The following is a 16,061-nucleotide window of genomic DNA, read 5'->3' as shown; positions in this document are numbered from 1 at the left end:
TTTTATAAGGCTTTTTAATCTCAGAAAGTACTCCAATAGTTAATCAGTTGATAGCGAGTTCTATTCCCCATATATTACGAATGTTTATTACCGCAATGGAAGATAAAAACTCATATTTCATCTAACTCAGTTATACTGATAAATATGAGTCTATTTCACTAAACAAAACCAATGAGTGGCTATATCATCGGAGAATTGAATTGACTGTAGAACATGGTTATAACACGATAATCTTAAAAGAAAATATTATACATATTACATTGAGTGGATCTTTTAATGAATATGGAGCTAATGATGTGTCACAAAAAACAAAGGCAATAATTAACTCTCTTAATCAAAAAAGGTTTTTGATACTTGCCAACCTTTCAAATTTGAACGGTGCAACCCCTGAGGCGTTTAACACTTCCAATGAATTCAATTTGTGGTTGAATAGTCAAAATATGGTGGCAAAAGCTATTGTAATCACTTCCCAGGTAATAAAAAATATTGATCAGCAATGGGTACCTTCGAAAGCTTGTCAAAATATTGAGTACTTTGACAATGAATATGATGCTTTAATTTGGTTAAAGAAACAGTGATGACCTTGATACAGCGCAAAACACTTATTAATAGCCGATGCTTTTGACAATGAATACCGTAATCGCGACAACAGTAAAAACAATTATACCCCATAATAATTACTCCGCTCGTTAATACAAAATATTGAGTTGTTATGACCTTTGCTATTAGGCGAATAACTAACAGTTTCAAACGCAGTACCAGCATAACAAGCCGTTCCTCATAAAATGACTACCCTCATTTAAAAAATTCTCTTAAGCATTCGTTAAGCTTAATCGTAGATACTTGTCTTAAGTTATATCCTCATTGGTTCATCGAAAGGAAAATTTCATGGAAAAGCTATTTCAAGTATTGTGTGCTCGCGCTAATTTATTTCCTCATCAAGCTGCTCTAATCTCGGACCAGGGTGATCAGAAAATTATTACGAATAATCAACAATTAGTGGAAAAAATCGCGACAGTAGAGGCTGCTTTTAAAGCACAAAAATTAGCGTGTATTGGCTTATTTATGGACAACTGCTCAGAGTGGATTATATGTGATTTGGCTGCGGCTAAATTGGGCATTACCTTGGTGCCGATCCCACTATTTTTTACCACAACACAAATTGGTGATTTAGTGAAGAGTGCACATGTAGATACAATTATAACCAAGCGAAACTTAATGATGGCTCTTGGCACTAATAAACACTTAAATTTTACGACCGAGAGCGAACTTACGCTTTTACCGCTTGCTGATACCGTGCTATTGCCCCTATCCCAAGAACAACGTGTTAATAGCAAAGTTGATGTCGTTAACAATATGATCGGTATCACTAAAGTGACTTATACCTCAGGGTCTACTGGCGAACCTAAAGGCGTTTGTTTATCAAGCGCGAATATTGCTGCGGTATGTGAAGGAATTGAAGCGTCAATGGTTGAAATGGGCATAGCCGATCATTTATGTGTTATGCCGTTAGCCACGTTATTAGAAAACATTGCTGGTGTTTATATTGGCTTGTTGCGAGGTGGGGCGATTATAACTGCGCCACTAGCAATGTTAGGTTTTGTTTCTAATGTTGAGTTCGATATTGAAAAGTTGGTAAATAAAATTGCTCAACATCAGGTGGGTAGCGTTATTTTATTACCACAAATATTAAAACATTTAGTACATGCCTTAAATAAAGAAATTTTAGCTAAATGCGCAAGCTTAACGTTTATCGCACTAGGTGGAGGTAAATCATCACCACATATTTTACAACAAGCGATAGATTCTGGATTACCTGTTTATGAAGGCTATGGCTTATCAGAATGCTGTTCGGTGGTTAGTCTTAATCTACCAAAACAACATAAAGTAGGCAGTGTCGGTAAAGTGCTGCCTCATGCGCGTGTCAGTATTGCCCAAGATGGCGAAATCATGATTGATGGTCAAGCAATGCTGGGTTATTTAGGTGAATTAGACCAAGTAGCCAAACAAATTCATACCGGTGATTTAGGTTATATCGATGCTGATGGTTTCATTTATGTGTCAGGCAGAAAAAAGAACACTATTGTGAGCAGCTTTGGTCGCAACATTTCTCCTGAATGGGTCGAGGCTAGTTTAACGTCGTCTTCTGTCATTTCTCAGGTGGCGGTTTTTGGTGAAGCACGTCCAGCATTATCGGCAATAGTCGTTACCCGCGATAAAAATGACCTTGCAGTGCAACAGGCTATTGATGCAGTTAATAAAAGTCTACCTGATTATGCACAGATTCATCATTGGCTGATCGCTGATGCTCCCTTTAGTGTTCAAAATCATACGCTAACAAGTAACGGACGTTTAAAAAGAAAGAACATTGAGTTGATGTACGAAGACAAACTTGCTGCACTTTATTGCTAACGCTACAGAATTTATTATTAGGATGCCTTTATGAAAAACATTATTTCTTCTACCAATAACATCGAGCTTAATGATATTGAGATTATTAGCCAAATCAAGCAAACATTAAATGATAGTGGTTGGGTACTCTTGCGTGGTTTTAGTGCTAGCTTGCCTAAGTTTAGTGAATTATTAAAACAGTTCTGTCATGAATTAACGTTTGATCCCGCGCGTGAATTTGCAGATAAATCTAGTCAAAAAGTGAATGCTGGTGTAGATCCTGTTGGTTTGCATATAGAAAATGGTAATACACCTTTTCCACCTAATCTTGTTGCTTTTTATAGTGCGAAAAGTGCTAAAAAAGGATCTCAAACAACCTTGTGTGATGGTGCTGAGCTTTTTCAAAATATGCCGGTTGAATTACAGCAAGCATGGCAGAAAACAGTGACTGTTTCACGACGTTTATCGTCTCATCTTTGGCGACAGTATGTCGTTAACCAGCACCCAGACGTTAACAGTGTAAGTAACGTGACTGAAAAGCATTTAGCTGACTTTATAGCGATTAATAAGCATCAAAGAGGCACAATAAATGCTGATGATAGTTTAGATTACGAGCTAGATATAATGCCGTGTTTACCGATGAAAAACGCTTCTTTGCTTGGCAGAAATCAAACAGAGCAATTCGCCTTTGCAAATGCGCTATTGGGTCCTTCCTTTAATTATGAAAAACCTAACTACACTTTTGCTAATGGACAACCTGTAAGTGAGGAATTAATTAAAGAAACTACTGAATTAGCGGAGAAATATACTCAAGAAATTCATTGGCAAGATGGTGATATAGCCATCATTAATAATAAGCGAGTACTCCATGGTAGAAGAGCTATTATCGGTAACTTAAATGACAGAAGTCTTTTTATTGGTATGGGTTACTAACCATTACGTTGTTACAGCAATTATTAAGCAATGTTGTATCTAAAGCTTCAATCAAGGTTAACTCTTGATTGAAAAAATTTTAAAAGAGGTTTTCAGATGGCTAGTCAATTTACCCAAAAAATGATGAATAAAAATATTTTACTCACCGGTGCCACAGGGGGTATTGGACAGGCGTTTAGCCACTTATTGTTTAGCTCAGGTGCAAATTTGGTTTTAGTGGGGCGCAATGAAGAAAAATTGGCACAATTAAAAAACGAATTAATGGCGTTAAACCCACAAGCCAAAAACTCAGTGGTTACCTTTGTGGTCGACATTTTACAGCAAGCACAGCGTGATCATTTAATTGAACAATTAGCATCATTACCTTTTGAAATTAATTTACTGATTAATAATGCTGGCGTGAGCCAATTTAAGTTGTTTGAACAAGCTAGCGAAAGTGAAATAAATAATATTATTACTACAAATACCATCGCACCTATGCAATTAACCCAAGCGTTATTACCTTTACTTAAACAGTGTGACTCTGCGCAAATAATTAATATTGGCTCTACCTATGGCAGTATTGGTTTTCCTGGATACACGGCTTATTGTGCGAGTAAGTTTGCTTTGAGGGGCTTTAGTCAAACGTTGTCGAGAGAGCTCGCTGACACCAATGTTCGAGTTAAGTACCTTTCACCTAGAGCTACTCAAACCACTTTAAATAGTCGTCAAGTTGATGAATTGAATACAGCACTTAATAGCGCTGTTGATTCAGTTGAAACGGTTGCTAAAGAGTTGTTGTACCTGATCATTGAGTCAAACGAGGAGCGTTATATCGGTTGGCCAGAAAAACTGTTTGTTAGAATTAACCAGTTGTTTCCTTCACTTGTCAGTAAATCTATTATAAAACAATTACCTATTATAAAAAAATACGCCAATAGCTGAATAATCATTAATACCAATACCAATACCAATACCAATTAGGCAAGGATGCCTAAGTGCTTAATATCATGACTACTCATTATTTATTCAACATAAATATTCAAAAAAAGCTTGAACCTATTGAGATTCACGCTTTTTTTTGTGTTGATTAGCGGTTAAGGTTAATGGCTCGCGAGACTTTTATTTACTTGATTGAGTAAAGCCAATACTTCTTGTTGTCTAAATTTATCGGCACTTACTCGGTTAGGCCGTTGTGGTGCAGCTTGCGCTAACAACAGGTGCTCTTTTGCTTTTACATATTCGTCTTGCTCAAGATAAAACTCAGCCAAAAAATAGTGAATATCGATCCCCTTAGGGTTCATTTTTACCGCGGCCCTTAGATGTTCTTCCGATTTGTCTTCATCACCAAAACTCAGTGGCCATCCTGGGACTTTTAGGTAAAGAATACCTAAACTTGTGTGAGCCGAACCTTGTAAAGCGGTTTCATCGATAGACAAGGCTTTTTCAAAAGCACTTTTTGCATCATCAGCCAAAGAAAGTGCGCCCAATCCTCCTTTTGCACCCGCGAAACTAGACTGAACAATACCATGCCAAATCCAAGCTTCGGCATAGTTGGGAAATTCAGCGACCAGTTTTGCTGACTGTTGTTGTAATTCGGTAAAATCGAGCTTTTGTGCTTTTTTAGTTTTAACATAATTAGCATCTACCCATCGTTCTTGTATGGTGATTAACGCATTATCAAAATTAGATTGAGTGACACTGTTTGCGTAAACGTTACCGACAACGCAATATAAAATGGTACATAAAGTAATGATTTTCATAGTAAGACCTTTTTATTAATCAAAAGTAAAATTAAGTTAATTGCTGACATGTTTGCGCAATTTGTTTATCAAGCGACTGGAACATAACCTGGTACGTAGGATGCTTCGCTATTAAAGCAATAACATCTGACAACGAAACAGCAATAACCTTTGGGTTTGTGGCGTAATAGCTGCCCCAGTGGTCAGTAGATGTTTGAATTTTATTCTCATGAGCATCGCAAAGGTGAGTACAATGAACACCTGATTTAGCCATTATATTTACAACCTTTTCTGTACCTGAAAACACCATATATTTATAATTCATATAAAATAAAGAGACGGCGGTGATCATAAATAACGGCAGAGTGAAGCGTTGATTATTGCTAAAGAGATGTCCTATTTCGACAATATCTTTTCGGTGGATATTGTTTTGAACAAATACAGGTTGTTGCTCAACTGGGCCTAATAGATATTGTTCGATAAATAAATCATCGCGACCACTGCGAATACCTAAAGCGGCTTTATAGGTGCCGTTACACAAAGCCAACAAATGAGGCATGGTTACAGAGACTTTCGCTTGATAGCTTTTAAAGAATCCTTGTTTAATGAATTGCTCAATTTCGTTTCTTTGTTCGCCTCCATGAGCAGCCACTTGAATATCAAAATTAAATTTTTTCTTACCCAGGAATTTTGGATTTACTGAGTGCTCATTTAAGGTGTGCTTATTTGAAAGCGGCTGATGAGATATAAATCTGTCTGAATAATCTTGATATCTTTCAGTTGACGTTATCTCGTGCATTTGACTGTTTGACATTGTATATAACATTATAACTATCTCCTGGAAGTTTATAATGTCAGTCTACTCGTCGATTCTTAAAGAAAGCTTAAGTCCTTTTAGATTTTTGAATCAGTTCTTTACTGTGTTTTTTACCTTCTGGTTATGCTACTTAACCCTTTGAATCAAATTTTCAAAGGGTGCTTAAATATTAGTGAGGTTGCTGGCTATTTTGAAAGATTCACTTAATCAGGTTAATTGAGGTCAGTGTCTTGCCAAAATTTTGTACCTTTAATCGTTGCTTGAAGCGCTAAACCACTTTCAGTAAAAGTGTATACCGTAACATCACCATAATAGATTTCTCCTTCAACGGAGCCTCCTTTGTTACCGGCCTTCGCTGAAGCGTCGGCATTACCACCAAAAGTCCAACCTTTATTAATAAAGTTATTCATTGCATCTACGGTATGAAATACCATAACAATACGATAGTCTTTTACTCCAAGACCTAAGCCTATGCCTCCTTCAGCCATGTTCATGTAGGTGTTTTTATTTGAATTCATATCCTTAACAACGCCATATCCTGTTCCTGCAGCCATGAAGATTAAATTAATATTGGCATTAGAAAATACCGCATAGCCTGGAGCAGCGTTAATTTGACTGCGCGTGTCGGGCTTTGTAGCAAAAAGTTGCGTGAGAACGGACTCTTTCATCGTTAGAATTTTTTGTTGTTTTTCTGCTTTGCTGCCACTTCCTATCGAAGCACAAGCGACTAACGTTAAGCTTATAAATAAACAAGATAATTTTTTGATCGAGAACATGTCATTCTTCCTTTTATCATTAATTAACTACAGTGTAGAACAGAGTATAAACTTTATCCGTAAAGTTAATTTTTATTAATATATGGTGAGATGTCACAAAATTTTAGTAAATATCTATCTACTTGATATCGGTGATTACAAGTGTAATATCTAATCACCGATTACACTTGTAATATTATAGATATGTCTGAAATTACTAATACAGAATTTGAAGTGTTAGAGGCTTTATGGGTTAAACACCCTGCGACAGCAAATAACCTTATTGAACAACTAAATAAAAATAAACCGTGGCACGATAAAACAGTAAAAACACTGATAAATCGCTTGGTAAAAAAAGAAGCGATAGGTTTTGAAAAACAAAACCGCCATTACCTTTATTTTCCCCTACTTGAGCGAACAGCTTATACAGAAATGCAAAGTCAAAGTTTTATTGATCGGCTATTTAGCGGACGCGTGTCACCGCTAGTTGCTGGTTTTGCGAAGACAAATAATTTAAAAAAAGAAGATGTCGATGAATTGAAACTCCTTATTTCAAAATGGGAGCAAGACAATGATTGAGCACCTTATTACGTTACTCCTGCCATTAACATTATTGCTAAGCATTTTGTTGGCTGGGCATAAATGGCTCATACAATCATTAGGGGCGAGCAATACTTACTTATTATGGCTAATGGTGCCTTTAGGTTTAGTTATATATAGCCTACCACTGCCATGGCAGCAAAACACCCTCTCTAATGTCGCTGAAATTAAACGCTACTGGGTTAAGCCGGCAGTGACGCTTCAACAGCATCTTTCTGTGGCTTGGATGTTCTACATATGGCTAAGTGTTGTTGTTTCAATGATGGCTTATTGGTTGCTCACTTATTCTATATTTAATAAGCAGCTTAAGTTAACGAACATTGATAAATCATCGATGCCATTAGCTATACCTCAAAAAGTATCACTCTATCAAAGCTCAAGTACATACAGTCCGATGCTTATTGGATTAGTGAAGCAAAAACTTATTATTCCAGAGAATTTTTCTGAGCTTTACAGTGTAGAGCAACAGAAACTTATTTTGGAACATGAAATTTGTCATTTTGATCGGAATGACATTTATTGGAATCTCATGGCGCTAACTTGCTTAACGTTATTCTGGTTCCATCCTCTTGCTTGGTTAGCCTATTTTAGGTTTCGCCAAGATCAAGAACTCTCCTGTGATCAACTCGTTCTGGCGCGCAAACCAAAAGAGAGCAGGATTAATTATAGTAAAGCACTATTAGTGGCGGCACAGTCGACACCGTCATTAGCATTCGCCCAACTATCCTTTAAAAAGCATGGAGATAAACAAATTATGTTAGAACGAATTAACAATTTAAAAACCAACAAAAAAACCTCTAAATCATTACTCATTGTCGCAATACTGACAACTATAACACTGCTGTCAGGGCTAAGTTACGCAGGAAATCAACATGACAATGTTGGAGAAAAAGCAACAGAGTCAACTCACCTTAAACCTGTTATGCGTGTGAATCCTAAGTACCCAATAAAAGCGGCACAAGAAGGTATGGAAGGTTCAGTGGTATTAAAGTTTGATGTAACCGCAAACGGAAGTGTGACAAATGTTGAGGTGGTGAATGCAAAGCCCGCTTATGTTTTTGACAAATCAGCAGTAAGTGCCTTAGAAAAATGGAAATACTCAGCCGTTGGTCATAAGGTTGAGGGGCTGTTAGTTCAATTAGACTTTTCGATGGGTAAAGATTCGAAACTTGAAAACTTAATTGAGCGTATTAAGGTCACCCAATAAGTTTATTAAGGTAAGTAAGACGGTGAATGAGGGGTGCTGAAGCACCCCTTTTACCACTAACACTGGCATATCTTGTTGTTAAATAGCTCAGCGCTATTTTAAGGGGTAAAGCTGGGGCGTTTCATCGGTTGTCCCCGTGAGATAGTTAAGTGTCGTCACATAATTTTTAGAGACCCCCCAACGATTAAATGTTGACTTGGCTTTGTCAGATTTTAAGTATGAGATGAAATGTTCATCCCAAACTTTCTTAAATTTAACGCCTGAAATCGAATTGGTAAAGCTGCATGAATATCGATAAAACCAATGATTTGTGATTTAAATCTCGCTTCTGAGTCATCAATGTCTCTGTATTCAGCTTGTGTCATAATGATAAAGTCAGCTCTACCATGTTTTAGCATTTTAAGCGCTTGAATGGGGGTATTTACGACGCGAACTTGATTATTAAGTATGGGAAGATGTTCTTTGGCATTTTCAGATATGCTCGGTAACATCACTAGTTTTTTATTCGCAAGTGTTGATAAGCCTTGCCAATTTAAGACGTTATCGTCTCGATAGATAGCAAGAATCTTGTCTGCTTCATGGGGAACGAATGAAAATAGAGTTGACATATTACTATGTTTAATCATACCTATCATCATATCAGCTTGCCCATGTTCGACTTCCTTTAAGGCCCGTTGATAGGGATAGACATTAATATTGACTTGATAGCCTAGCGGCTCAAAAATAGCTTTAACCATTTCGAATTGATACCCTGTACCATCATGATTTGTAGCACCAGAAATATACTCCCCAACCACATTAAGTTGCTGAGTTTGGGCATAAAGTGATAAACACAATGTATACAAAGCTGTAAACACGGTAATCTTAATTGCGCTCAAGATCATGTCAAAATATTCTCAAAAAAATTATTTTTTTAATATAGCATAATGTAAAAAAACTTAAAGAATATGTAAGTATTTCTCTGCTTAATTATAAAAATATAGTGAGAGGAGTATCGTAATTAATTCTGAACTAGCGGCTTATTATTATCAACAAGTATCCGCCTAAGTTTATTGCAGATAATTTTTTTAGGTTAAGTTTACATTAAGCCCATAACGACTTTTCAAAAAATATCGGTTTTACTTTAGGATAAGTATAAACTAGAGATGATAATTATCATGCTCAGGAAGTCTTATGACCCAAGTAACCAATATTTACCTATCAAAACAGAGTAATAATGATAACTGGCAAAGTGAAAACCTTGTTCAGTTTGTTGATAACGCGCTTTATATTTGTTTGAAAGATTCAAACAGATCTTCTTCAAGACAAATTCAAAAAGCAGCACGAAGCATTGAGAAGCTTGGCGTGAAGCACGCGCGTTTATCAGGAGACAACTGGCAAGAAGAGGCTCAATGGAGTTTTGCTTTAGGTTTTACCTGTGTTGGTAAATTAACTAATGTTGAATTTACGGGTAGCAGTGAATGTGTAAATCGCTTGAACGACAAATTAGCTGTTTTTGCTTGGAGCCGCGATTTAATTAATCAAACACCTTCAGAATTATATCCGCTTAGATTAGCTGAGTTAGCGGCTGACTATATTAATGCACAAGCACCCGCTTATGTAACCAGCAACCTTATCTCAGGTGAAGAATTACAGCAGCAAGGCTGGGTGGGCATTTATAATGTTGGTAAAGGGAGTATTAATAAGCCGTGTCTATTAGAAGTTGATTTTAACCCAACGGGTAACCCTGATGCAGCCGTTTCAGCCTGTTTAGTGGGTAAAGGTATTACATTTGACAGTGGTGGTTACAGCTTAAAGTCAAACGCCGGCATGTTTGACATGAAATGTGATATGGGCGGAGCCGCAGTTGTTGCTGGTGCGATGGCCTTAGCGATCAGACAAGGTTTAAATAAGCGCGTTAAATTATTTTTATGCTGTGCTGAAAACATGGTGAGTAATGATGCTTATAAACTTGGTGATATTTTAACTTATAAAAACGGCGTAACGATGGAAGTTGCCAATACCGATGCTGAAGGTCGTATAGTTTTAGCTGATGGTTTGTTAGCCGCTAGCGAAACTAAGGCACCCCTTATTATTGACGCTGCAACACTTACAGGTGCTGCAGTTATGGCGACAGGTGGTGACTACAACGCGTTATTTACTTTAGATAACGAAGCCGCTGAACAAACTAAAAAAATCGCGCAACAAGTAAATGAGCCCATATGGCAACTTCCTTTAGAACCTTGGCATGAAGAACAATGTCCATCTGAATTTGCAGATACGGCAAACAGTCGTCCTAAGCCAGGTGGTGGTGCAGGTGGTGCAAGTAATGCAGCAGGCTTTTTATCTCGCTTTGTCGATAATGACGGCGCGGGTTGGTTGCATTTTGATTTAGCGGCCGCTTATAACGGTAATAGTACGAGTCTTTGGGGCGCTGGTGGCACAGGACTAGGTATTGCGACTATTGCTGAGTTAATTAAGTAGTTTTTCACTCATCTTTAATCGCTAGAAGCATAATAATCTAAATTATTGTGCTTTTTTTTGTTGCCATGTATCGACTCACAATGGTTAAGGAATTCATATCGCAGGTAATAATCAGGACAACTTATTTTACCCTTAGCAGGGAATTATACTCATTACTTTATGGCGAGTGAACAAAATATAACAATATGGCTTGAAACGTTTGTGGTAGAGTAACCGCCAGCTTGTTACGCCATAATATTTCATATAAAACTAAAATGTCTTTTTCTCCATTACCTATAGAAAATATCAAAACGGAACTTCTTGATGCGCTAACGCAGTATCAAACCCTCGTGTTATCTGCTCCGCCAGGTGCAGGTAAATCAACACGCTTACCGTTATGGTTATTAGCCCTTGATCAATTTAAAAATAAAAAAATATACTTGTTACAACCACGTCGTTTAGCGGCTAAAACCGTTGCCTGCTTTTTAGCTAAACAACTCGGCGAGCCGGTTGGAAAAACGGTAGGGTATCGGCTAAAAAATGAAAGTAAAGTCTCTAAAACGACTCAGCTTGAAGTGATCACCGAAGGGATCTTTACACAAATCATTCAGCATGATCCTGAGCTTGAAGATTGTGCATTGGTTATTTTTGATGAATTTCATGAACGATCGCTAAATGCAGATTTAGCGTTTGCATTAGCGCGAGATGTTCAGCAAGGGTTACGTAACGACTTAAAAATATTATTAATGTCTGCAACGTTAGCGACCAATGAAATTTTGAAACAATTACCTGATGCTGTTTCAATGGCCAGTGAAGGTCGTAGTTTTCCTATCGACGTCAGTTATTCACCGGTTAAAAATAGTCGTTTATGGCGAGAGCATGCGGTAAATGTTTGCAAAAACGCAATAAATACCCATCAAGGTTCTATCTTAGTTTTTTTACCTGGCATTGCCGATATTCGTTTTCTTGCTGATCACTTAGCCGAACTATTACCGAAACATTTTTTATTATGTCCTTTATATGGTGACTTAACGCTTGTGCAGCAGCAACAGGCAATTGCCGCGACTGAACAAGGGCTACATAAAATTGTTTTAGCGACGAATATTGCAGAAACAAGTTTAACCATTGAAGGGATTGATTTGGTTATAGACTGTGGGTTAGAAAAAGTTGCGGTTTACGACAGACAAACATTAACGAATCAGCTTCAGCAACGTAATATTTCCAAGGCCTCTGCCATACAACGTATGGGGCGTGCTGGGCGAGTGATGGCGGGTAAATGTATTCGTCTTTACACCAGCGAAGATTTTTATCGCAGAAATGAACAAAGTATTAGCGAAATTCAACAAGCTGATTTACTACCAATGGTCATAGAGGCTGCTCGTTGGGGGGTTAAAAAACTTAACGAACTCCCCATGATGGAACTCCCTGCAAAAGTTGTTGAAACTCAAGCATGGCATGAATTACAAAAGTTGCAGTTACTTGATGAAAAAAGAAATTTAACCCAACTTGGTAAAAGTGTTTCTAGTTTTGCTTGTCATCCTCGCTTTGCTAAAATGATTGTTAGAGCGGCGGAATTAGAAAAAAAATATCAATGTGTGGGCTTCACAAACCTCGCGGCTCTATTAGCGTCATTACTTGAAGACCGAGATATATTTCGTGGAGAACGCGCATTTACTGATTGTGATTTACGCCAGCGTTTGAGCGAGTTAATTTATCAGTCAAAAAGTAAAAGGTATCAGTCATTTTTTCTGCAAACAAAAAAGCACTTACAAAAAGTTAATAAAGTATTCGTTACTGATTTATCGAGTTTACCACTTGAATTAACCGGCGTATTACTGGCCTTAGCTTATCCGGAACGTATTGCTAAAAAGCGTGAGCAATACGGACATTTTCTGGCTGAAAATGGTAAAGGTCTGTTTATAAATGATCAAGATGCGCTTGCGAGTGAACTTTATATTGTTGCTGCTAATTTAGCTGAATATCAACAAAAATTACAAGTAAGGCTTGCCGCCCCTGTTGATATTGAACGGCTTATTGCTTGGGGAATCATTGTTGAGCAACAAAGAAAACAGCTTAATTACAACCCAAAAACACAGCGCATTAATGCTAAACAGCAAACGGTACTTGGGGCCATTGTCTTGTCAGAGAAACCCAGTAACGAGAAAATAAACCACCAGGCAATCGCTCATTTATGGCAACAACAAATTGAGAAACACGGTTTGTCATACCTTAATTGGCGTGATGAGGATCAACAGTTACTAAGTCGCTGGCGATGGATTAATCAAACACAACGGCATTTAAATTTTCCAGATGTTAAAGAAAGTGCATTATTACAAAGCTTACCTTTATGGTTGGTCCCTTTTATGGGTGATATAAAGAATAAAACCCAGTTAGATAAAGTAAATTTGTCGTCTGCATTATTATCGTTACTTGATTATAACCAGCAAAAATCATTGGATAAAATCGCTCCAGAATCTTTTGTTGGTCCAACAGGAAGACGCTGTCCTATTCGTTACAGTGCAGAGCAAGCGCCTATTGTTTCGTTACCTATGCAAGAGCTTTATGGCGTGAGTATTACGCCTAATGTCGGTGACAATAAACATAAAAAGGGAATTGATCTGATTATCGAACTACTTTCACCCGCTAAAAGGCCTATTCAAGTGACACAAGACCTTGTCGCTTTTTGGCAAGGGAGCTACAAGCAAGTACAAAAAGAAATGAAAGCAAAATACCCTAAACACTTTTGGCCAGACGACCCAGCCAATGCACAAGCAACTAATCGTGTTAAAAAACATATGTAAAGTGTCCGCTTTATTCATCGATAAAAGTACAGTTTGGAATGGTTAATCATTTGAAAAAAGAGACTCAAAAAAAGACAACGCCTAGCACTTCTTGGGTAAATTGGTGTTGGCATACCGCTTTGAAGGTGTTTATTACATTCATTTTTTTCTTCAGCTTTTATGCGATTTATCTCGACAGTAAGGTAAAGGATAAATTTGAAGGGCAACGCTGGAATATTCCCGTACAAGTTTATGGGAAAGTAGAAAGTGTTAGAGTGGGTGATAAAGCATCATTGGCTCAACTCAAGCAAAATTTGCTTTTGTCAGGGTACGAGAGAAAGCAGCAAGCGATTAACCCTGGTGAATTTGCTTTGTCGACCACCAAACTTATTGTCTATCGTCGACCTTTTGATTTTGGCGATGGCAATACGTTTGCACAGCGATTTACGCTCCATATTTCAGGTAACAAAATACTCTCGATACTTGATGACCAAGGTGAAATCACCCATTTTTCATTTGAACCGTTCTTACTGGGACGTTTAGTTCCTGAAAACAAAGAAGATCGTATAATAGTTCCACTTCAAGCATTGCCGGAAAAACTTATCGATACTTTGTTGTTGGTTGAAGACCGTGATTTCTATTTTCATTCTGGGGTTTCTCCCTTAGGTATTTTTCGTGCCTTAATTGCGAATATTCGCGCGGGGAGAACGGTTCAGGGCGGGAGTACGTTAACGCAACAGCTAGTTAAAAATATGTTTTTAACTCGAGAAAAAACACTCTGGCGTAAAGTCAACGAAGCCGTTATGTCAATTATTCTTGAACTGAGATACAGTAAAGATCAACTACTTGAAGCCTACATAAATGAAGTTTACTTAGGGCAACACTATGCCAATGGTATCTATGGTTTTGGTTTGGCGGCTAAGTTTTATTTTGGTCAATCAGTGCACTCCTTAACGATTGAACAAATGGCAATGCTTGTTGGGCAAGTTAAAGGACCTAGTTATTATGATCCGTGGCGGCACCCTAACAAGGCGAAAAAGCGACGAGACCTGGTTTTACTCTTAATGTATCAAAATGAATTGATTTCACAAAAAGATTATCAAGTGGCGGTCGTCTCGCCTTTATCTGTCCGTGAATCTCGTCGTTTAATACACAAAAAGTTTCCTGCGTATTTACAATTGGTAAAAAAAGAACTGGCTGAAAAGCTCTCTACTTTTCAGCAACAAGCTGGGGTGCGAGTTTTTACTGGTTTTTCAATTGCGACACAAATGAACGCAGAGCAAACAATAGCTAAAAAAATGCCTGATTTAGTGAAACTCAATAAAGGAAAGTCGTTACAACTTGCCATGGTGGTTACCGATATAAAGTCAGGCGAAGTTAAAGCACTCGTGGGTGATGAAAAATCAGGCTATGCAGGCTTTAATCGTGCATTGGACGCTAAGCGCCCAATCGGTTCATTAATAAAACCAGCAATATATCTGGCAGCACTAGAACGATATCAACAATACAACTTTGCCACATTATTAAAAGACGAGCCTATCGTACTTGTCAGTGATGGTGGTAAAGAGTGGCGACCCAAAAATTATAATGGGAAATTTGAAGGTAAGGTCAGCTTATTTGATGCTCTAGTGAGATCGCTTAACGTGCCAACAGTCAACTTAGGCATGGCATTAGGCTTAGAGAATGTCGCTAATATTTTTCATGTTTTAGGCTATCCTGACGATATCGTTACCCGACCAAGTATATTGTTAGGCTCTTTAAGCTTGTCGCCTTTTGAAATTAATCAGCTTTATTTACCCATCGCTAATCAAGGCTTTAAAAGTAATAGCCATGCGATTGATCGTATCGTTTCAGCGAAAGGTGTAACGTTATGGCAATTTGAATCACAAGAAGAGCAACTGTTCTCCACACAAGGTATGTATTTACTCGACCATGCATTATCACAAGTGACCAAAGAAGGAACAGCGAAGTCGCTTACTTGGCGTTTAAATGGTGCAGAAGTCGCGGGTAAGACAGGTACGACTAATGAGCAAAGAGATAGTTGGTTTGTCGGTTATGATAACGAAAAGTTAGTCACCACTTGGTTGGGGCGTGACGATAACAAACCGACCCACTTAACCGGAAGTAGTGGTGCGTTAGTGTTATTTGCAGAGTTTATGAGAAAAAATGGCGTGATCAATAAAGCCCGTTTAATGCCTGAAAATGTTGTGTTGACAGATTTTGAGTCGACTAGCGGTATCGCAGTGAATGTTGAGTGTGCTGAAATGATTACTTATCCAGCAATCGCAACAGGCTTGTTAATAGAGTCTCATTGTTTAGGAAAAAAGGCAGAAAAAAATAAGAAAAAACGCTCTTGGTTCGAGCAGCTTTTTACCGATTAGGACCATAGATTTAGCAAAAGTAGTGGCTTTTTAT

13 protein-coding genes are annotated in these 16,061 nt (G+C 37.8%); 9 read left to right on the top strand and 4 right to left on the bottom strand.

What is annotated here, in order from left to right; genetic code table 11:
• Window positions 1-200 precede the first annotated feature (200 nt).
• The 4 genes from H4J52_RS15645 to H4J52_RS15630 all read left to right on the top strand — a co-directional run bounded on the left by H4J52_RS15645 (window position 201) and on the right by H4J52_RS15630 (window position 4,248).
• Window positions 201-578: a hypothetical protein gene (locus tag H4J52_RS15645; RefSeq protein ID WP_182182176.1), complete on the top strand. Its 378-nt coding sequence runs from the start codon at window positions 201-203 to the stop codon at window positions 576-578.
• Window positions 579-888: 310 nt separating this feature from the next.
• Window positions 889-2,412 carry an AMP-binding protein gene (locus tag H4J52_RS15640; RefSeq protein ID WP_182182175.1) on the top strand — a complete coding sequence of 508 codons (1,524 nt, stop codon included), beginning with the start codon at window positions 889-891 and terminating at the stop codon, window positions 2,410-2,412.
• Window positions 2,413-2,442: 30 nt separating this feature from the next.
• A complete protein-coding gene (locus H4J52_RS15635; protein ID WP_182182174.1) occupies window positions 2,443-3,324 on the top strand; it encodes a TauD/TfdA family dioxygenase in 882 nt (293 codons plus the stop codon).
• A gap of 96 nt (window positions 3,325-3,420) precedes the next feature.
• A complete protein-coding gene (locus H4J52_RS15630; RefSeq protein WP_220460149.1) occupies window positions 3,421-4,248 on the top strand; it encodes an SDR family oxidoreductase in 828 nt (275 codons plus the stop codon).
• A 158-nt stretch (window positions 4,249-4,406) separates the two neighbouring features.
• Here H4J52_RS15630 and H4J52_RS15625 read toward each other — a convergent pair whose 3' ends face one another.
• From H4J52_RS15625 to H4J52_RS15615, 3 genes are all read right to left on the bottom strand, one after another.
• Complete coding sequence (locus tag H4J52_RS15625) at window positions 4,407-5,066, bottom strand: tetratricopeptide repeat protein (protein ID WP_182182173.1); 660 nt, start codon at window positions 5,064-5,066, stop codon at window positions 4,407-4,409.
• A 31-nt stretch (window positions 5,067-5,097) separates the two neighbouring features.
• Window positions 5,098-5,871, bottom strand: coding sequence for a thermostable hemolysin (locus tag H4J52_RS15620; RefSeq protein ID WP_182182172.1), 774 nt, complete (start codon window positions 5,869-5,871; stop codon window positions 5,098-5,100).
• A 203-nt stretch (window positions 5,872-6,074) separates the two neighbouring features.
• Window positions 6,075-6,638 (bottom strand): YSC84-related protein, encoded by a 564-nt coding sequence (locus H4J52_RS15615; RefSeq protein ID WP_182182171.1) that lies wholly within the window; start codon window positions 6,636-6,638, stop codon window positions 6,075-6,077.
• Between the two features lie 183 nt (window positions 6,639-6,821).
• Between H4J52_RS15615 and H4J52_RS15610 the strand changes: the two genes are divergently transcribed.
• Window positions 6,822-7,196 carry a BlaI/MecI/CopY family transcriptional regulator gene (locus H4J52_RS15610; protein WP_182182170.1) on the top strand — a complete coding sequence of 125 codons (375 nt, stop codon included), beginning with the start codon at window positions 6,822-6,824 and terminating at the stop codon, window positions 7,194-7,196.
• Complete coding sequence (locus H4J52_RS15605) at window positions 7,189-8,424, top strand: TonB family protein (protein ID WP_182182169.1); 1,236 nt, start codon at window positions 7,189-7,191, stop codon at window positions 8,422-8,424. The genes H4J52_RS15610 and H4J52_RS15605 overlap by 8 nt, the downstream gene beginning before the upstream one ends.
• Before the next feature lie 212 nt (window positions 8,425-8,636).
• Here H4J52_RS15605 and H4J52_RS15600 read toward each other — a convergent pair whose 3' ends face one another.
• Window positions 8,637-9,281 (bottom strand): ABC transporter substrate-binding protein, encoded by a 645-nt coding sequence (locus H4J52_RS15600; protein ID WP_182225136.1) that lies wholly within the window; start codon window positions 9,279-9,281, stop codon window positions 8,637-8,639.
• Between the two features lie 316 nt (window positions 9,282-9,597).
• Between H4J52_RS15600 and pepB the strand changes: the two genes are divergently transcribed.
• The 3 genes from pepB to mrcB all read left to right on the top strand — a co-directional run bounded on the left by pepB (window position 9,598) and on the right by mrcB (window position 16,027).
• Window positions 9,598-10,887 carry an aminopeptidase PepB gene (gene pepB / locus H4J52_RS15595; RefSeq protein WP_182182167.1) on the top strand — a complete coding sequence of 430 codons (1,290 nt, stop codon included), beginning with the start codon at window positions 9,598-9,600 and terminating at the stop codon, window positions 10,885-10,887.
• Between the two features lie 254 nt (window positions 10,888-11,141).
• Window positions 11,142-13,667 carry an ATP-dependent helicase HrpB gene (hrpB, locus tag H4J52_RS15590; RefSeq protein ID WP_182225134.1) on the top strand — a complete coding sequence of 842 codons (2,526 nt, stop codon included), beginning with the start codon at window positions 11,142-11,144 and terminating at the stop codon, window positions 13,665-13,667.
• Window positions 13,668-13,717: 50 nt separating this feature from the next.
• Window positions 13,718-16,027, top strand: a complete 2,310-nt coding sequence (mrcB, locus tag H4J52_RS15585) for a penicillin-binding protein 1B (protein ID WP_182225132.1) — start codon at window positions 13,718-13,720, stop codon at window positions 16,025-16,027.
• Window positions 16,028-16,061: the final 34 nt, after the last annotated feature.

The sequence above is a fragment of the Colwellia sp. MB02u-14 genome (assembly GCF_014076915.1).
Taxonomy (GTDB): Bacteria; Pseudomonadota; Gammaproteobacteria; order Enterobacterales; family Alteromonadaceae; genus Colwellia_A.
Note: the sequence above shows the minus strand (reverse complement) of the source record. Positions and strands in the feature narration are given on the sequence as shown.